Annotated in this window: 13 protein-coding genes; 6 read left to right on the top strand and 7 right to left on the bottom strand. The window is 68.4% G+C overall.

All coding sequences use genetic code 11. The features are described 5' to 3' along the window. Positions 1 to 31: 31 nt before the first annotated feature. The 7 genes from MKK63_RS27485 to MKK63_RS27515 all read right to left on the bottom strand — a co-directional run bounded on the left by MKK63_RS27485 (position 32) and on the right by MKK63_RS27515 (position 10,805). The gene (locus tag MKK63_RS27485; RefSeq protein WP_244007129.1) at positions 32 to 1,120 is read right to left on the bottom strand and encodes an HD-GYP domain-containing protein; all 1,089 of its coding nucleotides are present in this window, start codon (positions 1,118 to 1,120) and stop codon (positions 32 to 34) included. Positions 1,121 to 1,193: 73 nt separating this feature from the next. Then, positions 1,194 to 1,919 carry a 6-phosphogluconolactonase gene (gene pgl / locus MKK63_RS27490; RefSeq protein WP_244007131.1) on the bottom strand — a complete coding sequence of 242 codons (726 nt, stop codon included), beginning with the start codon at positions 1,917 to 1,919 and terminating at the stop codon, positions 1,194 to 1,196. A 9-nt stretch (positions 1,920 to 1,928) separates the two neighbouring features. Continuing rightward, entirely contained in the window at positions 1,929 to 2,906 is a 978-nt protein-coding gene (gnd, locus tag MKK63_RS27495) for a phosphogluconate dehydrogenase (NAD(+)-dependent, decarboxylating) (RefSeq protein WP_244007133.1), read from the bottom strand. Between the two features lie 138 nt (positions 2,907 to 3,044). Then, on the bottom strand, positions 3,045 to 5,891 hold the full coding sequence (locus MKK63_RS27500) for a bifunctional transaldolase/phosoglucose isomerase (protein ID WP_244007135.1): 2,847 nt from the start codon (positions 5,889 to 5,891) through the stop codon (positions 3,045 to 3,047). A gap of 169 nt (positions 5,892 to 6,060) precedes the next feature. Next, the gene (gene tkt, locus MKK63_RS27505; protein ID WP_244007137.1) at positions 6,061 to 8,133 is read right to left on the bottom strand and encodes a transketolase; all 2,073 of its coding nucleotides are present in this window, start codon (positions 8,131 to 8,133) and stop codon (positions 6,061 to 6,063) included. After that, positions 8,130 to 10,073: a glycoside hydrolase family 15 protein gene (locus tag MKK63_RS27510; protein ID WP_313901802.1), complete on the bottom strand. Its 1,944-nt coding sequence runs from the start codon at positions 10,071 to 10,073 to the stop codon at positions 8,130 to 8,132. The genes tkt and MKK63_RS27510 overlap by 4 nt, the downstream gene beginning before the upstream one ends. Positions 10,074 to 10,145: 72 nt before the next feature. After that, positions 10,146 to 10,805, bottom strand: coding sequence for a hypothetical protein (locus MKK63_RS27515; protein ID WP_244007140.1), 660 nt, complete (start codon positions 10,803 to 10,805; stop codon positions 10,146 to 10,148). Between the two features lie 216 nt (positions 10,806 to 11,021). Between MKK63_RS27515 and MKK63_RS27520 the strand changes: the two genes are divergently transcribed. From MKK63_RS27520 to MKK63_RS27545, 6 genes are all read left to right on the top strand, one after another. Next, complete coding sequence (locus tag MKK63_RS27520; RefSeq protein WP_243920468.1) at positions 11,022 to 11,609, top strand: ANTAR domain-containing response regulator; 588 nt, start codon at positions 11,022 to 11,024, stop codon at positions 11,607 to 11,609. Further along, positions 11,606 to 12,607: a CmpA/NrtA family ABC transporter substrate-binding protein gene (locus MKK63_RS27525; protein WP_244007141.1), complete on the top strand. Its 1,002-nt coding sequence runs from the start codon at positions 11,606 to 11,608 to the stop codon at positions 12,605 to 12,607. The genes MKK63_RS27520 and MKK63_RS27525 overlap by 4 nt, the downstream gene beginning before the upstream one ends. 144 nt (positions 12,608 to 12,751) lie before the next feature. Next, positions 12,752 to 12,913 (top strand): hypothetical protein, encoded by a 162-nt coding sequence (locus MKK63_RS27530; RefSeq protein WP_244007142.1) that lies wholly within the window; start codon positions 12,752 to 12,754, stop codon positions 12,911 to 12,913. A gap of 473 nt (positions 12,914 to 13,386) precedes the next feature. Further along, on the top strand, positions 13,387 to 14,655 hold the full coding sequence (locus MKK63_RS27535) for an NAD(P)/FAD-dependent oxidoreductase (protein ID WP_244007143.1): 1,269 nt from the start codon (positions 13,387 to 13,389) through the stop codon (positions 14,653 to 14,655). 11 nt (positions 14,656 to 14,666) lie between these two features. Then, positions 14,667 to 16,484, top strand: a complete 1,818-nt coding sequence (locus tag MKK63_RS27540; RefSeq protein ID WP_244007144.1) for a NirA family protein — start codon at positions 14,667 to 14,669, stop codon at positions 16,482 to 16,484. Further along, positions 16,481 to 18,085, top strand: a complete 1,605-nt coding sequence (locus MKK63_RS27545) for a sulfite reductase subunit alpha (protein ID WP_244007145.1) — start codon at positions 16,481 to 16,483, stop codon at positions 18,083 to 18,085. Before MKK63_RS27540 ends, MKK63_RS27545 begins: the two co-directional genes overlap by 4 nt. The last annotated feature ends 37 nt before the right edge of the window (positions 18,086 to 18,122 follow it).

Here is an 18,122-nt window from a genome sequence, read left to right on the forward strand (position 1 = left end):
ATCAACGTGAGACCGGGCGCCCGCTGATCGATCAGGACCCTTCGACTGCACGCGCAAAGGCGTGAACCAGAATTGAGTCCAGCTTGCCCTCCATGCCCCGAAGGATCCCCATGGCGGCGACAGCCGGCAGGGGCGCCCGGTAGGGACGGCGCTCGACCAGGGCCGCGTAGACGTCGCAAATCGTGATGAGCCGGACGATGTCGGGGATGGAATCACCCCGCAGCCCGTCCGGGTAGCCTGTACCATCGAGCATCTCGTGGTGATGACGGACCACGGTGAGCACGGGCTCGTCGAACCCGCCGGCCTGGATCAGGATCGCGTGGCCGACAGCCGCATGCTCGCGCATCACGGCCCGCTCGTGCGTGTCCAGCGGGCCCGGCTTGTTCAAGATCTCCAGGGGGATCCGGGCCTTACCGACATCGTGGACAAGGGCGGCGCGCACGAGCTGCTGGCGGTCCGCCACCGAGAAGCCGAGATCGATCGCGAAGGCCGCCGCAAGACCGGTCACCAGCAGGCAATGCTGGTAGGTGGCGTCGTCGTAAGCCCGAACGGTCGCCAGCCAGGACCCGAGGCCACCGACGCCGACCGCCTCGATCACCGGTTCCAGGCCCTCGTCGATCCGCGCGGCATCGACAGCCCCCGATCTGCGGGCGGCATCGAACAGATCGGCGATGACCGCGCCCGTCGCACCGGCGGCCCTGGCGACGGGGGATGGGCCGGGCTTCAGTCGCTCCCGCTCCGCTGATCCGATCTGGGTCCGAAGGGCCGCCACGATGGTGTCGACCGGCGTCTCGGCAGGCAGGCAGAGGCGCGATCCGAGCCCCCGGGCCGCCGACAGGCTGCGCTGCCCCATGCTGCGCATCAGAAACACACGCGGCAGGCCGGGTGCGTTCGCGATGATGGCCCGCAGGCCGGTCAGCGGCGAGGGCTGCAACAAGTCGAGATCGACCACGAGCGCGCGATGCGGGCCGGGGGGCGGGGTCTCCGAGGCGCCCAGCACCGTACAGGGGGCGATCCCCTGCAGGGCGCCCAGGAGATCGGAGCGGACCGGTTGCTGGTCGGTGTAAAGGACGAGGTTGCCCGCGTGCATCTCACCCGGCTTCGCAACGGCTGGCGCCACCCCGTGATCGGCGCGACGCCATTGTTCGGTACAGGCTAGCGCACCAGCCTTGCCAGATCGTAATGACCCGGGTTCAGCCCGCCGCCGCCCCGTCGAGCAGCCACGCGATCTCGCCCGCGCTGGTGACGCGGCCCGCCGGCAGGTCCTCGCCGGCGGCGAGACGGGCTAAAGCCGCACGCTTTCCCGCGCCGGTCACGAGGAACAGCACGTGCCGGGACGAGGCCAACGCCGAAAACGTCAGGGTGATGCGCGGCACGAACGGCGCTAGCCCGGCCTCGGGCACCGGCGCGACCAAACGTTGCGTCTCCGCCACGGCCGGCTTGCCGGGGAACAGCGAGGCAGTGTGCCCGTCCTCGCCAAGGCCGAGGACCACAAGATCGAACAGGGGGTGAGCGGGATCGAGCGTGTCGGCACCGTAAAAATCCAGCAGCGTGCGCTCGTAGGCGCGGGCGCCGGCCTCCGCTCCCGCATCCGAGGGAATAAAGTGCAGATGCGTCGGCGGGATCGCGGCGCCGTGGCCGAACGCCTCCCGGACCATGCCGACGTTGCTGCGCGCGTCGTCCCAAGGGACGACCCGGTCGTCGCCGAAGAACCAGTGGATCCGCTCCCACGGCACCCTACTGGCGTAGTCTGGTCCGGCCAGGAGGCCATAGAGCACCTTCGGCGTCGATCCGCCGGAGAGGCAGATCGCGATGCGCTCAGACTGGTTCTCGCCGCAGGCCACGATCAGCCGCTCGGCCGCCTCGCGGGCGATGGCCTGCGGATCCGTCAGGACATGGGTGACGGCAGGAAGGCTCATCGGGCGCCCCTACTTCTTCGGCTCCTGGTGTCCGCCAAAGCCCTTGCGCATCGCCGAGAGCAGCTTGTCGGCGTAGCTCTCGTGCTCGCGGGAGCGGAAGCGGCGGTACAAGGCGGCGGACAGCACGGTCGCCGGCACGCCTTCCTCAATGGCAGCGTTGATGGTCCAGCGGCCCTCGCCGGAATCGTCGACATGGCCGGAGAAGTCGGAGAGCTGCTCGTCGCCGGCGAGAGCCTGGGCGGTCAGGTCGAGGAGCCAGGAGGAGACGACGCTGCCGCGCCGCCAGACCTCGGCGATGTCGCCCAAATCCAGGTCGAAGCGGCGCTCCTCAGGCAGACCCTCCGAATTGGCATGGCGGAGGATGTCGAACCCCTCGGCATAGGCCTGCATCAGCCCGTACTCGATGCCATTATGGACCATCTTCACGAAGTGGCCGGCACCGGTCGGCCCGGCATGGATGTAGCCCTGCTCGGCGCGGGGATCGCGGCCCTCGCGGTTCGGGGTCTTCGGGATCTCGCCGATGCCGGGGGCGAGCGTCTTGAATATCGGATCGAGCCGGTCGACGGTCTCTTTGTCGCCGCCGATCATCATGCAGTAGCCGCGATCGAGGCCCCAGACACCGCCCGACGTGCCGACATCGACGTAATGCAGTCCCTTCGCCTTCAGCGCGAGGCCGCGGCGGACATCATCGCCGTAGAAGGAGTTGCCGCCATCGATGATGCAATCGCCGGAAGGCATGAGGTCCGCGAGGGTCTGGACGGCCTGCTCGGTGATCGCACCCGCCGGCAGCATCACCCAAACCGCGCGCGGCGCTTCGAGCTTGGCGACCAGATCCTCCAGGCTCGACGCGCCGACGGCGCCGGCCTCAACCAAGGCCGCGACGGCCTCCGGGTTCTGATCGAACACCACCGCCTTGTGCCCGTCGCGCAGCAGGCGCCGGACGATGTTGCCGCCCATCCGGCCGAGGCCGATCATGCCGAGTTGCATCGCTGCTCTCCTCCGGATTTTTTCTCCCCCTAGCGGGGAGGGGTCAGGGGTGGGGGTGGTTCAGAATCGAGCGACGCGTTTTATTCTGCGCCACCCCCACCTCCGGCTCCCCCCGCAAGGGGGAGGAGAGAAGGGTGCCTAAGCCACCGCAGCCTTCAACGCCGCCGTGATGCGCTTCAGGCCGGTCTCAAGATCGCCCTTGATGTGGACCCGCAGCGCCCGCCGGCCGCGCTCGGCCAACACCGCGAAATCGCCCCGTGCCTGCGCGGCCACTACGGTGGTGAAGCCGAGCTTTCGGCCGGGGATCGGCAGGTCCTGCGACGGATCGGCGGTGATCTGCAGGAACACGCCGGTATCCGGGCCGCCCTTGTAGGCTTGGCCGGTGGAGTGGAGGAACCGCGGCCCGAATTCCAGGCAGGTCGCGACCTTCCGGCCATCCCGGATGGCGATCCGCGCTTCCTGCAGGATGCCGGCGGTCCGTTCGTCGCGCGGCACGTAGGCGAGGAGGGCGAGGTAATCCCCGTCCTTCAGCCGGGCGACCTGCGCCTTAAGCGCTACGTCCAGCCCGTGCGAGGCCTGCTTCAGCCCCTCGGCGTTCTTCGGATCGGCGTAGAGGGCGATCGTATCGTCCGCGAACAGCGGCGTCTCGGAGGGCAGGGACCCGCTGGCCTCGGCCTCGGCGAACAGCTTCTTCGTCTCGACCTTGCTTGCCTCGACATCCGGCTGATCGAACGGGTTGATGCCAAGCACTCCGCCCGCCACCGCGGTCGCCATCTCCAGGCGGTAGAATTCCTGCGGCAGCTGCTCGATGGAATCGAGGGTGATCCGGGCGATCGGGTGCCCGTCGCGCTCCAGGGCGCGCAGGGCGTCATCCTGTGCCACCGCGGCCCCGCCGTCGAGGCGCAGGTAGAGGAAGAACCGGTCGTGGCCGTAGACGGCCGGGACACCGACGGGCTCACCGTCCACCGGCACCAAGCCCTTGCCCTGCTTGCCGGTCGATTCCGCGATGAGCTGCTCGGCCCAGGCGCCGAAGCTGTCGATCGCAGGCGACGCGATGACCGTCACCTTGTCCCGCCCCGCGAGCGCCGCCGCACCCAGTGCGGTGCCGAGCAGAACGCCGGGGTTCACGGCCGGGGGGACCACCGGCCCACAGGAGCGGACCATGACGCGGGCAGTCTCCAGCATCGCCTTCACGTCGAGGCCCATGGCGGCGGCCGGCACCAGCCCGAAGGCCGAGAGCACCGAGTAGCGCCCGCCGATCTGCTTCACCCCGTAGAAGATTTTTTTGAACCCATCCGCCTTGGCGGCGCGCTCCATGTCGGAGCCCGGATCCGTGACCGCCACGAAGTGCTCGCCGGCCATCTCGCCGAGCACGTCCTTCGCGCGGCTCAGGAAGTAGTCGCGAAACACGTTGGGCTCCAGCGTGGAGCCGGACTTCGAAGCGACGATGAACAGCGTCTTGCCGAGATCGATGCTCGCCTCCAGGGCGCGCACCTGATCCGGGTGAGTCGAATCGAGGATCTGAAGCTTCGGGAAACCCTCACGCTGGCCGTAGGTCAGACTCAGAACCTCCGGGCCGAGGCTCGATCCGCCCATGCCCAGCACCACCGCATCGGTGAAGCCCTGGCTCTTCACCCAATCTGAGAACGCTGCGTAGTCGGCGGCCTTCTCAAGCTCCTCCTCGACGATGTGCAGCCAGCCGAGCCAGCCCGCCTCGTCTTGGCCGGACCAAACCGTGGCGTCACCCGCCCAGAGCCGGCGGATCGCGCCGCTGGCGCGCCAGGATTCGACGGTCTTCTTCGCTTCGTTCGCCAACGTCTCCTCGAGTGCGAGGCTCTGGCCGTCGAGGCGGTGGCCCAGCAGCGCCGCGCGCTTGCCGGCGACAGCCCCGAGCAGATTGTCGGCAGCGTCGATGAAGAGCTGGACGCCCTCTCGCACCAGTTGCTCGGCGATCTTTTCGATGTCGACGCCGGTGCGGGCGAGGCGGGCCATCACGGCCTCGGCGCCCGGCACGTCCTCCTCGATCGTCGCCCGCACCACGCCGTGGTCGCGAAACGCGTCCATGGTGGCCGGCGGCATGGTGTTGACGGTGTTCGGGCCGATCAGCTCTTCGACGTAGAGCACGTCGGAATAGGCCTTGTTCTTCACGCCGGTCGAGGCCCAGAGCAACCGCTGCGCCTTGGCGCCCTTCTCGGCCAGCGCTGTCCACTTCGGCTCTGCGAAGATCGACCGGTAGCGCTGATAGGCGAGCTTAGCGTTAGCGATCGCCACCTTCCCCTTGAGCTGTTCCAGGGCGATCTTCTCGTCCGGGTCGTTAGCCTGGGCGATCTTCTCGTCCAGCAGCTTGTCGACCAGCACGTCGATGCGGCTGATGAAGAAGCTTGCCACGCTGGCGATCCGCGAGACGTCGTGCCCGGCCCTAGCGCGCGCGTCGAGACCGTCGACGAACGCACGAGCCACCGCCTCGTAGGCCTCCTGCGAGAACAGCAGGGTGACGTTGATCGAAATCCCCTCGGCGGTGAGCTGACGGATCGCCGGGATGCCCTCGGGCGTGGCCGGAACCTTCACCATCAGGTTGTCGCGCGACACTGCCTTATGCAGGCGCCGTGCCTCGGTCAGCGTCTCCTCGGTGTCGAGGGCGAGGTAGGGCGAGACCTCCAGGCTGACGTAGCCGTCGGCGCCGTCGCTCGCCTCGTAGACCGGGCGCAGCTCGTCGGCGGCGGCCTGGATGTCCGCGATGGCCAAGCCCTCGTAAAGGTCGATGACCCGGCTGTCGCCGGTCTCCTGCACGGCCTTGATGCTCGCATCGTACTCGTCCGAGTGGCCGATCGCCTTCTCGAAGATCGACGGGTTGGAGGTGACGCCGCGCAGGCCGTCCCGCTCCACGAGCTGCTTGAGTTCACCCTTCTCGATGAAGCCCCGGGCCACGAAATCGAGCCAGACCGCTTGATCCTGTTCGTCGTGCAGGGCCTTGAGCGCGTTCATGTCGGTTCCTCGTCTCGCGTGCCGCGTTCCGCACCCGGAACGCGCTCTCCTCCCCCTTGTGGGGAGGAGTTGGAGGTGGGTGTGGTTCAAGTGGCACCGGAACGTTCAATCCTGTACCACCCCCACCCCTGACCCCTCCCCGCAAGGGGGAGGGGAAATGGCGCCGAGCCTACTTATGCTTGGCCACCTGGGCCTTCGCCGCCTCCAGGACCTTCTCGGGGGTAAACCCGAACTTGGTCTGGAGATCCTTGATCGGCGCCGAGGCGCCGAACGTGTGCATGCCGATGATCGCGCCCTCGGAGCCGGCATAGCGGTCCCAGCCGATCACGCTGCCCTGCTCGACCGCCACCCGCGCCTTCACGGCGGGCGGCAGAACCGATTCACGATAGGCTCGGTCCTGCCGCTCGAACAGCTCCCAGGACGGCATCGACACCACCCGGGCCTTCACGCCGTCCGCCGTCAGCGCCTCGTAGGCACCGACGCAGAGCTGCACCTCGGACCCGGCGCCCAGCAGGATCACGTCGGGCGTGCCCTCGCAATCGGCCAGCACGTACCCGCCCTTGGCGGTGCCCGAAGCCGCGCCGAACTTCGTGCGGTCCAGGGTCGGCAGCGGCTGGCGGGAGAGCGCCAGCACCACGGGCTGGTTCTTCGACGAAAAAATAACCCGGTAGGCCTCGGCGACCTCGTTGGCGTCGGCCGGGCGGAGAGTGATGAGCCCTGGAATGCAGCGCAGTGACAGGAGCTGTTCCACCGGCTGGTGGGTCGGCCCATCCTCGCCCACGCCGATCGAATCGTGCGTGAAGATGTGGAAGACCGGCAATTCCATCAGCGCGGCCAGTCGGATCGGCGGGCGCATGTAGTCGGCGAAGACCAGGAAGGTCGCGCCGTAGGCCCGAAGCCCCGAGAGGCCGAGGCCGTTCACGATCGAGCCCATGGCGTGCTCGCGGACGCCGAAATGCAGGTTGCGGCCGCCCGGCGAGAACGGGCCGAGTGAGCCCGCGCCATCGAAGGTCAGGTTCGACTTGTTGGACGGCGCCAGATCCGCTGAGCCGCCGAGCAGGAACGGCACGTGCTGGGCGATGGCGTTCAGCACCTTGCCGGAGGATTCGCGGGTGGCGAGTCCCTTGGCGTCGGGCTCGAAGACCGGGATGTCCTTGTCCCAGCCCTCCGGCAGGCGGCCCTCCAGCAGAGCGTTCAGGTCTTCGGCGTGGTCGGCATCGGCCTCCTTCGCCTTGCCGAGCAGGCCCTGCCACGCAGCGTAGAGGGCCGCACCCCGCTTGCCGATGCCATTGCGGAAATTCTCCTCAACCCCATCCGGGACGAGGAACTGGGCATCCTCCGGCCAGCCATAGGCGCGCTTGGCGCCCTTCACCTCGTCCGGGCCGAGCGCGTCCGAATGGGCCTTCGGGGTACCCTGCTTGTTCGGCGCGCCGTAGCCGATCACCGACTTGACGATGATCAGCGTTGGCCGGTCGTCGGTAGCGAGGAACGCCTCGATCGAGCCGGCGAGCGCTGGTACGTCGTTGGCGTCAGCGACGCGCAGCACCTGCCAGCCATAGGCCAGGAACCGGGTCGCCACCTCTTCGCCGAAGGCGAGTTCGGTGTGACCCTCGATGGTGATGGTGTTGTCGTCGTAGATCCAGCAGAGGTTGCCGAGCCGCAGATGGCCGGCGAGCGACGCGGCCTCCGAGGCCACGCCCTCCATCAGGTCGCCGTCCGAGCAGATCGCGTAGACGTTGTAGTCGAACAGCGGCAGGCCGGGCCGGTTCAGGTGCTGGCTCAGATAACGGCTGCCCATCGCCATGCCCACTGAGTTGGCCACGCCCTGACCGAGCGGCCCGGTGGTGGTCTCGACGCCGGTGGTGAAATGGTATTCCGGATGGCCCGGCGTCCGGCTGTCGAGCTGCCGGAACTTCTTGATATCTTCCAGCGTGACTGCCGGGGCGTTGCCGCCGTCGCCTTCGGCAACGCCTGCCAGATGCAGCAGCCCGTAGAGCAGCATCGAGGCATGGCCGCAGGACAGCACGAACCGGTCGCGGTTTGGCCAGTGCGGATGCGCCGGATCGTAGCGCAGGTAGTGGTTCCACAGGGTGTAGGCGACCGGCGCCAGGCCCATGGGCGCCCCGGCATGGCCGGAATTGGCCTTCTGCACCGCGTCGATCGCGAGCGTGCGGATCGTGTTGATGCTGAGCGTGTCGATCTCAGCGAGGGCCGCCTTGGCGGGAGTGTCAGCGCCGCTCATGGTTTTACGTCTTCCAGTTCGCCTTGCGCATGCCGCTTGTCGGCTTCGCGCTGCCGCAGGACGGCGGGGGGAGCTCCGTTGCCCTTACCACCCTGCCGATCCGCCGGCCCTTCGCCGCGCGTATAGCTGAGGAGCGTGTTGACCAGCGCCACATGGGTGAAGGCCTGCGGGAAGTTACCCACAAGGCGCTTGGCTTGCACGTCGTATTCCTCGCTGACGAGGCCGAGATCGGTGCAGATGCCGATCAGGCGCTCGATGATCGCCCGCGCTTCGTCCCGCCGGCCGAGACCGATCAGGTTGTCGGCGTACCAGAAGGTACAGGGCAGGAACGCGCCTTCGTTGCCCGAGAGGCCGTCGGTGGTCTGGCCCTCGGTCTCGTAGCGCAGGATGAAGCCGTCCCGCATCAGGCCCTTGCCGATCGCCTCGACGGTGCCGACCACCCGGGGATCGTCCTGCGGCAGGAAGCCGGTATGGGCGATCAGCAGCAGGCTCGCGTCCAGCGCCTTCGCGCCGTAGGACTGGACGAAGCTGTTGAGTTCGGGATCGAACCCCTTCTCGCAGACCTCGGCGTGAATAGCGTCTCTGACCGCACGCCAGCGCTTCGCGTGCTCCTCGGTGGCGCCCGATTCGTGCATCTCATGCATCCGCAGCGCCCGGTCGAACGCCACCCAGGCCATCACCTTCGAGTGGGTGAAGTGGCGCGGCCCGCCGCGCACCTCCCAGATCCCCTCATCGGGCTGATGCCAGGCCTTCTCCAAATGTCCGAGGATCGCGAGGCCGACGCGCAGGCCGTCTTCGCTCACCGGCAGGCCGCGGGCATGGGCTTGATAGAGCGCGTCGAACAACTCGCCGTAGACGTCGAGTTGGAACTGACCGGCAGCGGCATTGCCGATCCGCACGGGCTTCGAATTCTCGTAGCCGGGCAGCCAGTCGAGTTCGATCTCGGGGAGCAGCCGCTCGCCGCCGATGCCGTACAGAATATGCGCCTGCTCGGGGTTTCCGGCGACGGCCCGCTGGAGCCAGCCGAGCCAATCGGCGGCCTCGTCGATATAGCCGCCATCCATCAGGGCGATCAGCGTCAGCGTCGAATCGCGCAGCCAGCAGAACCGGTAATCCCAGTTGCGCTCGCCGCCGAGCCCCTCCGGCAGGGAGGCGGTGGGCGCCGCCACGATGCCGCCGGTCGGCTCGTAGATCAGCGCCTTCAGGGTCAGAAGCGAGCGCTGCAGCATCCGATCCCAGGCGGTCCCACCGGCGGCGCGGCTCGACCAATCGCGCCAATGCCGGTCGGTGGCGTCCAGCGCCCTGCGGGGCTCGATCGCCACCGGGTCGTCTTCGTGGGAGGGGCCATAGCTTAAAACGAAGCGGTGCTTGTCGCCGGCTTGGACGGTGAATTCGGCCACGGTCGTTTGCGCATCCGAACCTTTGAGGTGAACATCGGTGCGCAGCACCACCTTGTGGGGCCCCGAGACGGCACGCAGGTCGCCGAGTTCCGAGCGGGACACCCAGGGCACCGCCGAGCCGTAATCGAACCGGACCGCCATCTCCATCCGCATGGCGACGCGGCCGTGGACGCCCTCCACAAGCCGCACGAGGTGCGATCCGTCGCCGACCGGCATGAAATCGGTGACCAGCACCTCGCCCTGCCGGGTGATGTGCCGGGTCTCCAGCACGAGGCTGCCTGGCCGGTAGGCCCAACGGCTCTCGACATGCTCGGCCTCGGGAAAGATCTTCCAGAATCCGTGCGCCTCGGTCCCCAGCAAGCTGGTGAACAGGGCGGCCGCATCGAAGCGCGGCCAGCACAGCCAATCGACGCTACCCCGGCGGCTGATCAGCGCGGCGCTGCGGCAATCGCCGACGAGCGCGTAATCCTCGATGCGTGCAGCCATTCGGCCCCGGCTCCAGCCAGCGGCCGGAAACCCAGACCGTCTGCCGCAACGCACCTAGAACAGCGGCCCCACAGATCCAGAGGTCTGTTCAGTCGAGTTTGGAGACGCCGGGTCCGCACCAGCCTCTCAGCGCAGGCATTCGGCCACCGCCAGCGAGACGGAACCCCGGACCACCGCGGCGCCATTGCGCATGAGCTCGGCGGCGTCGCCGATGACACGGGTGGCCGGTGCCAGGGTATCGGTCACCGATTCGGTCACTGCATCGGCGACCGCATCTGCGAACGGCAGGGCTTGCCCCGGGATTGCGTCGCGTCCGGCTACATCCGCGGCCTCAGCGTGGGCGGCGGCGAACGGATCGGTGCCGCGCAGGGGCGTCTCCGGGCACCGGCGTCCCGGGCAGGGGCGCCGGTTCGCGGCGAGACGCGGCGCCGGACGGACCACGGCGGCGACGTGGGGCTGCGGACCAGCCACCTTCGACGCCGAATCGCTGATCGGAAACGCTTCGGCGAAGGCCAGGGTCGCGGGGAGGCGGCCCGGCGCGGCGGCAATGGTGGGCACCGGCGCGAACGACGTCCCGGTGGCCGCAGACGCGACCGGCGCGAGGAATTCCGTGGTGAGCGGATCGGACAGGGCGCGTTCCGCCAGCGCCGCAGGGTTCGGATCCGAGGACGGGCAGTAGAACGATGCCACGCCGAGAAGGGCGATCACCGCCAAGGTCGGCAGGAACGGCATCGTGACGCGGGCTGCGCCAGCCTCCGTGAGAGCGGGCTGATCTGGCCTGCGCATCCGAATCACCGATCACCTCGTCCGCTCCGACACATCCAGGGAGCCCCCGCATTGCGGCGGAAGCTAGACCATTTCTTTTCGCGGGCGTTGCAGGCCAGTGCAGATCGGCGGGGGATGACGCGGGATCCCGCTTTTCCATAGGATCGGGCAGGGGGCATACACCTTGCTTGCCTGGGTGGGCCCGGTTCGGGCCAACCTGCCCCGAACCGGGCTCCGATGACCGAAACAAGCCTAACCGTCGCCGTGATCGACCCGAGCCGCGCCCGCGCGGCGATTCTGGAGGAGGGCTTGCGCGCGGCTGGCGTCGGCCGCGTGGTCGTCATCCCCGACACCGCCGACCTGATGGAGCGTGTGACCGCCCTCAAGCCCGACGTGGTGGTGATCCATCTGGAGAGCCCGAGCCGGGACATTCTGGAGCAGATGTCGGGGGTGTCGCGGCAGGTCGAGCGGCCGGTGGCGATGTTCGTCGACCGCTCGGACACGACCATGATGCAGGCCGCCGTCGATGCCGGGATCTCGGCCTACGTGGTCGACGGGCTGCGGGCCGAGCGGATCAAGTCGATCCTCGACATCGCGATCCTGCGCTTCAACGCCTTCGCCCGGCTTCAGCGGGAGCTCACCGAGGCGCGGGGCGAACTCGCCGACCGCAAGCTGATCGAACGCGCCAAGGGCATCCTGATGAGCATGAAGGGTCTCACGGAGGACGAGGCCTACAAGCAGCTGCGTCGCAAAGCCATGAACGAGAAGCGCAAGATCGCCGACATCGCCCGCGCGATCGTCACCACCGCGGACCTGCTCGGATGAGGCTCCAACTTGGCTACGTCCCGCTCTGCGATGCCGCGCCGCTGATCGTGGCGCACGAACTGGGCTTCGCCCGGACCGAGGGCCTCGAACTCGACCTCACCGCCGAGCCCTCCTGGGCAACGTTGCGCGACCGCTTGGCGTTGGGCCATCTCGACGGCGCCCATATGCTGGCACCGCTGGCGCTGGCGAGCCGGCTTGGCCTGTCTGGGCCACCCTCGGAGCTGATCGTGCCGATGCAGCTCAGCGTCAATGGCAACGCGATCACCCTTGCGCGGAGCCTCTGGGACGCGATGGCCCCGGAATGCGAGGAACCCGCCGAGATCGCCCGCGCCTTCGCCCACGTCGCCGAAGAACGGCGCGCGGCGGGCCGGCCGCTGACGCTGGGTACCGTCCACCCATTCTCGTGCCACAGCTATCAGTTGCGGCTGTTCGCCGAGGCTGGCGGCCTCGATCCGGCGGCGTTCCGCACAGTCGTGGTGCCGCCCCAGTACACCGTCGAGACCCTGGCGCGGGGCCTCGTGGACGGCTTCTGTGCGGGCGCCCCGTGGAACGACGTGGCGGCCGCCGCAGGCCACGGGCGCATCGCGGTGCTCGGCAGCGCCCTGGCGCCGGATGCCCCCGAGAAGGTGCTCGCCGTCTCCGAACGTCTCGATGGCACGATCCTGCCGCTGGTTCGCGCGGTGGCGCGGGCCGGGCGATGGTGTGCCGATCCCCAAAACCGTGGAGAGCTGATCAACCGCCTCGCCCGCCGGCCCTACCTCGATCTCGACCCGACCATCATCGCCCGCACATTCGCGGACGGATCGGCCGATTCGCCCGTTGCCGGTGCTGGGCCGACGTTCGGCGCCGCGATTCAGGAGGCGCGGCCGGCGGATGCGGGGTGGCTTCTTGCGCAGATGCAGGCCGCGCGTCAGATCGCGGATCGGACCGCCCTCGAAGACGCGATCCAGACCATCTACAGGCCGGATCTCTACCGTGCCGCGACAGCGGAACTTTAGCCGAGCGACAGCCCGCCGCTTTCGTCGCCAATAAGTGCCGCCGCGCCGGGAAAGTTCGGAACGTCGGACAGCGTGGCCCGTTGTGTCTGCGCCATGCCCGGATGCCGCAAACTCGATACTAGCTCTTATTCGTCGCATCCTCGGATGCGCGATGAGCTTCGTCGTCACATCTATCGGGGCGGCAGGCCTCCCCGGGCGAACAACGACAATCGGCGCGCCGGCATGAATCGCGGATGGTATTGGGCCCTCATGATCGGGGCGATGCCGACCATTGGCCTGCTGGCCGTCCTGTCGGTGCTCATCTGACGGTCGGACCGGTCCGAAATCGCCCTTTGCTCGACGACATTCTGCGCACCCGCGACTGCCCAACGGCAGTGCGTTCCGGCCAATTTTATCCCACACCTCATACTGACCGCAACGCGGTGGCGCACGTTCGGTAGCATTGGCCCAATTGTAGCCCGTGCTGTCGGCGTTGCGCCTGATCATTTGACCGCCAGCGCCCGATTTTTGTACAGCGTACGTCGCGCGCCAAGACCCATTGCGTTCCGCAACCCGACTGCTCGTCAGATGCCCGTAGCGGCGCATCGAGCCGATCGTCGATCTGGCACAAAAGCTGCTTCACATCAGACGTCCGTCAACGGCGACGGGCAGCGCCGTCAGCGAGGCCGCTGATCCGGTCCTCCTGAGGCTCGAAGCCCGCTGGGAGATCACCGGCAGCGGCTTTTTCGTGGGCGGTCCGCCAACGACCCTGCAATCGAGGTTCCAGACGCGATCGAGCGATGGCGACATCTCCTAGCGAACCACGCATACACGATGCGCGCGCCGAGACCGGCTTGCCGCGCGAGAGACTGGTCGTAATCGGCAACGGCATGGCCTCGCTGCGCTTCCTGGAGCGCTTGACCGAGGGATGTCCCGGCCGGTTCGACGTAACCTGCGTCGGGGCCGAACCTCAGGCTGCCTATAACCGGGTCCTGCTTTCCTCGCTGCTTGGCGGCGAGGTCGACGAGGCGGCCTGCGCATTCCGCGGACTCGATTGGTACGCGGCTCACGGGATTCGCCTGATCACCGGCGCGCCCGTCACGCAGATCGACCGGGAGAACGGGCTGGTCGTCGTGGGCGAGACTCACGTCCTGCCCTTCGACAAGCTCGTCCTTGCGGTTGGGTCCCTGCCGATCCGCCTGCCGAAGCCCGGCATGGATCTCCCCGGAATCATCACGTTTCGCGACCTCGCCGACGTCGCAGCGATCCGCAGAGCAGCGGTGCAGCATGCCCGCGCGATCGTCATCGGCGGCGGCCTGCTGGGCCTCGAAGCCGCGGTCGGCCTCGCGCGTCTCGGCGTCGGCACGACCCTGCTTCACGTCATGGACCGGCTGATGGAACGCCAGCTCGATCACCACGCCGCCGGGCTGGTGAAGCGCGCCATGGAGTCCCGCGGCGTGCGGGTCATACTCCAGGCCGATACCGCTCGGGTCGAGGGCGACAATCGGGTCGAGCGCCTTATCCTGGCAGACGGCACCGTCCTCCCGGCCGATCTCGTGGTGATGTCGGTGGGCGTGCGTCCCTCGATGGCGCTGGCGCAGGCCGCCGGGCTCGCGACCGGCCGCGGCATCACGGTCGATGACCGGATGACCACCTCCGATGCGCGCATCTTCGCCCTCGGCGAGTGCGCCGAGCATCGCGGTATGGTCTACGGCCTCGTCGAGCCCGCCTACGAGCACGCCGACACGCTGGCCCGCCACCTCGCCGGCCAGCCGGCCGAGTACCGGGGCACGGCCCTGTCCACGAGCCTCAAGGTGTCCGGCCTGCCGGTCTTCTCGGCCGGGATCGTGGATACGCCGGACGATGCCGAGGCGATCGTGCTCTCGGATCCCGGCGCAGGACTCTACCGCAAGTTGCTGGTGCGGGAGGGCAAGCTGATCGGCGCCGTGTTCGTGGGCGACATCGCGGAGCAGGCGGCCTGCAAGCGCCTGATCCGCACGGGTGATCCGATCGAAAACGTGGACGACTTGATGTTCGGGTGCCCCGCGCCCGAGCCGCTGGCCGCTTAGGGAGGCACGGGATGTCCGAGACCATCACCCAGACCGCCGCGGACGCATTCGAGGCCGAGCAGAAGCGCTATCTCGAAGGCTTCGCATCCGGCATCGCCGCCGTGCGCCTGACCGGAGGCCTGGCAGGCGGCGGGGCAGGGGCCTCCGCCCCGCCCGCCGAACCGACCGGCCCGGACGCGATTCACATCAAGGCGCAGGACAAGACCGTCAAGGACGGCGGCAAGCTCTGCGAGCAGGAGAAGTGGAAGCGCGCCGAGAGCCCGTTCGACGGCCATAACCGCCTGATCCAGGAGGCCGCAGCCGGCAAGCAGCCCAAGCCCGAGGACAATTTCCGCTGGCGTTACCACGGGATGTTCTGGGTGGCGCCCAATCAGGTTTCGTACATGTGCCGGATGCGGATCCCCAACGGGATCCTGCACCATTGGCAGTTCACGGGCGTCGCCGACCTCGCCGACCAGCATGGCGGCGGCTACGTCCACGTGACGACCCGGGCCAATTTGCAGGTGCGGGAGATCAGCCCCGAGCACGCCCAGCCCTTCCTCGACGGGCTTACCGATATCGGCCTCACGGCACAGGGTTCGGGCGCAGACAACATCCGCAACGTCACCGGATCGTCGACCGCCGGCATCGACGTTCAGGAGTTGCTGGACACGCGCCCGCTGGCCAAGTCCTGGCACAACTGGATCCTCAACGACCGCTCGCTTTACGGCCTGCCGCGCAAGTTCAACGTCGCCTTCGACGGTAGCGGCGTGATGCCGACCCTGGAGGAGACCAACGATATCGGCTTCCAGGCCGTGGAGGTGCTGGACGGCGCCGCCGTGCCGCCGGGCATCTACATGCGCCTCGTCCTCGGCGGCATCTCGGGCCACCGGGACCTCGCGCGCGACACCGGCATCGTGCTGAAGCCGGAGGATTGCAACGTGATCGCCGACGCGATCATCCGGGTTTTCATCGAGAACGGCGATCGGACGAACCGCAACAAGAGCCGGATGAAGTACGTCCTCGACGCCTGGGGCTTCGACAAGTACCTCGCCGCCGTCGAGGACAAGCTCGGCCGCAAGCTCGACCGGGTCGCGCCGGAGCAGGTGGCGCCGCGTAAAGCCACCGACCGCTACGCCCATGTCGGCGTCCACGCCCAGAAGCAGCCGGGCCTCAACTGGATCGGCGTGGTCCTGCCGGTCGGCAAGATGACCAGCGATCAGGTCCGGGCGCTGGCCAAGATCGCGTCGGAATGCGGCGACGGCCAGATCCGCCTGACGGTCTGGCAGAACTTCATCTTCTCCGGCATTCCGGATGCGAAGGTCGCCGAGGTCGAGGCCCGCGTGGAAGCCCTCGGCCTCACCACCAAGGCTGCCGGCATCCGCTCCGGCCTGGTAGCCTGCACGGGCGCCCGCGGCTGCAAGTTCGCGGCCTCCGACACCAAGGGTCACGCCCTCATCATCGCCGACCACATCGAGACGGCCATGCCGAACCTCGACGTGCCGGTGAACGTCCACCTCACCGGCTGCCACCACAGCTGCGCCCAGCACTACATCGGCGATATCGGGCTGATCGGCGCCAAGGTGGTCGTCTCGGAGGAGGGCGACACGGTCGAGGGCTACGACATCGTGGTCGGCGGCGGCTTTGCCGAGAACCCGAAGATCGGCACCGAGATCTGGAAGGCCGTCAAGGCCGAGGATTGCCCATCCCGGGTGGAGGCGCTGCTGCGGGCCTATCTCGATCGCCGCCAGGGTCCCGAGGAGAGCTTCCAGGCCTTCACCAGCCGCACCGGCGCGGAGGCGCTCCGCGACGCCGCCGAGGACCAGCCCGCCCTGAAGGCCGCCGCATGACCCAGCACGTCTCGCCCCCCCTCGTCCTGATCCCCGAAACCGCGCCCTTCAACGAGGACCAGCGCGCTTGGCTGTCGGGCTATTTCGCAGCCTTGCTGGGCCCCGCCGTCGCGGGTGCGACGGCGCTCGCGCCAGGCGAAGGCCCTGCGACCGGGCCGAAATTGGCTGACAATGACGATGCGCCCTGGCACGACCCCTCCGTGCCGATCGGCGATCGGATGGCGATGGCCAAGGACCGCCCCGAGCCGCACAAGCTGATGGCCGCCATGGCGCAGCAGGATTGCGGCCAGTGCGGCTACAACTGCGCGGACTACGCCAACGCGATCTTCCTAAAGAACGAGGCGCGCCTGAACCTTTGCCAGCCCGGCGGCAAAGAGACCCTGCGCATGCTCAAGAAGCTGGACGAGGAGTTCGGCGCCGCCGGAGGCGCCCCTGCGGCCCCGAAGGCGGACGAAGACGCCCCGAAGGCGGCGGCCGATCTCGGCCCGCTGGGCTTCTGCCGCGAGAACCCGGTCGAGGCGCTGTTCCTATCCCGCCGCCGCCTCAACGATCCGGGCGGCGAGAAGGAGACATGGCACATCGAGATCGGCCTCGACGGAACGCCAATCCAGTACGAGGCCGGCGACTCGCTGGGCCTGTTCCCCGCCAACGCCCCGGCTCTGGTGGACGCGGTGATCGCGGAACTCGGCGCCCGGCCCGAACGGGTGATCGGGCAAAAGACCCTGCGGGAGCACCTGCTGATCAACTATGCGCTGGGTGCGGCTCCGGACAACCTCTACCAGCTCCTGTCGCTGCTCACCTCGGGCGCGGCCCGCAAGAAGGCGCAGGCGCTCGCCTCCGGCGAGGATCCGGACGGCGACGCCGCCTATCTCGACGTGCTCGGCGCCCTGCACAAGTTCCCGGGCGCCCGGCCCGACGCCGAGGTCTTTCTGGAGGCCTTGGATGAGTTGCAGCCGCGGCTCTACTCGATCTCGTCCTCGCCCAGGATGGATGTCGGCCGGGTTTCGCTGACCGTGGATGCGGTGCGTTACAACCACCGCTCGCGGCTGCGGCTCGGCGTTGCCTCGACCCATCTCGGCGAGCGTCTGCCCGAGCAGACGCGCGTGAAGATCTACCTTCAGAAAGCCCACGGCTTCGGCCTTCCGGAAGACCTGTCGAAGGATGTGATCATGTGCGGCCCCGGCACCGGCATCGCGCCGTTCCGGTCTTTTCTCCGCGAGCGCGCCGCCACGCAGGCGCCCGGCCGCAACTGGCTGTTCTACGGCCACCAGCGGCAGGCCAGCGACTTCTTCTACAAGGACGAGCTGACCAAGCTGAAGGATGACAAAGTGCTGACGCGCCTGTCCCTGGCATGGTCGCGCGACGGCACCGAGAAGACTTACGTCCAGGATCGGATGCGCGAGAACGGCGCCGATCTGTGGAAGTGGCTGGAGGGCGGCGCCCATTTTTACGTCTGCGGCGATGCCAAGCGGATGGCCAAGGACGTCGAGCGGGCGATCATCGACGTGGCGGCGCAGCACGGGGGCAAGAGCCCGGAGGACGCGGTGGCATATCTCGCGGCGCTCAGGAAGGCCGGCCGGTATCAGGCGGACGTGTACTGAGCGGCAAAACCCTCCCCCCTCTGCGGGGGAGGGTGCC

Source organism: Methylobacterium sp. J-088 (assembly GCF_022829295.1).
Taxonomy (GTDB): Bacteria; Pseudomonadota; Alphaproteobacteria; order Rhizobiales; family Beijerinckiaceae; genus Methylobacterium.

Bases quoted from the DNA above. Each gene is read 5' to 3' on its own strand.
- MKK63_RS27535 (WP_244007143.1), top strand. From the start codon at position 13,387: ATGGCGACATCTCCTAGCGAACCACGCATACACGATGCGCGCGCCGAG.
- MKK63_RS27530 (WP_244007142.1), top strand. From the start codon at position 12,752: ATGCGCGATGAGCTTCGTCGTCACATCTATCGGGGCGGCAGGCCTCCC.
- MKK63_RS27515 (WP_244007140.1), bottom strand. From the start codon at position 10,805: ATGCGCAGGCCAGATCAGCCCGCTCTCACGGAGGCTGGCGCAGCCCGC.
- MKK63_RS27500 (WP_244007135.1), bottom strand. From the start codon at position 5,891: ATGAACGCGCTCAAGGCCCTGCACGACGAACAGGATCAAGCGGTCTGG.
- MKK63_RS27545 (WP_244007145.1), top strand. From the start codon at position 16,481: ATGACCCAGCACGTCTCGCCCCCCCTCGTCCTGATCCCCGAAACCGCG.
- tkt (WP_244007137.1), bottom strand. From the start codon at position 8,133: ATGAGCGGCGCTGACACTCCCGCCAAGGCGGCCCTCGCTGAGATCGAC.
- MKK63_RS27520 (WP_243920468.1), top strand. From the start codon at position 11,022: ATGACCGAAACAAGCCTAACCGTCGCCGTGATCGACCCGAGCCGCGCC.
- MKK63_RS27540 (WP_244007144.1), top strand. From the start codon at position 14,667: ATGTCCGAGACCATCACCCAGACCGCCGCGGACGCATTCGAGGCCGAG.
- pgl (WP_244007131.1), bottom strand. From the start codon at position 1,919: ATGAGCCTTCCTGCCGTCACCCATGTCCTGACGGATCCGCAGGCCATC.
- MKK63_RS27525 (WP_244007141.1), top strand. From the start codon at position 11,606: ATGAGGCTCCAACTTGGCTACGTCCCGCTCTGCGATGCCGCGCCGCTG.
- gnd (WP_244007133.1), bottom strand. From the start codon at position 2,906: ATGCAACTCGGCATGATCGGCCTCGGCCGGATGGGCGGCAACATCGTC.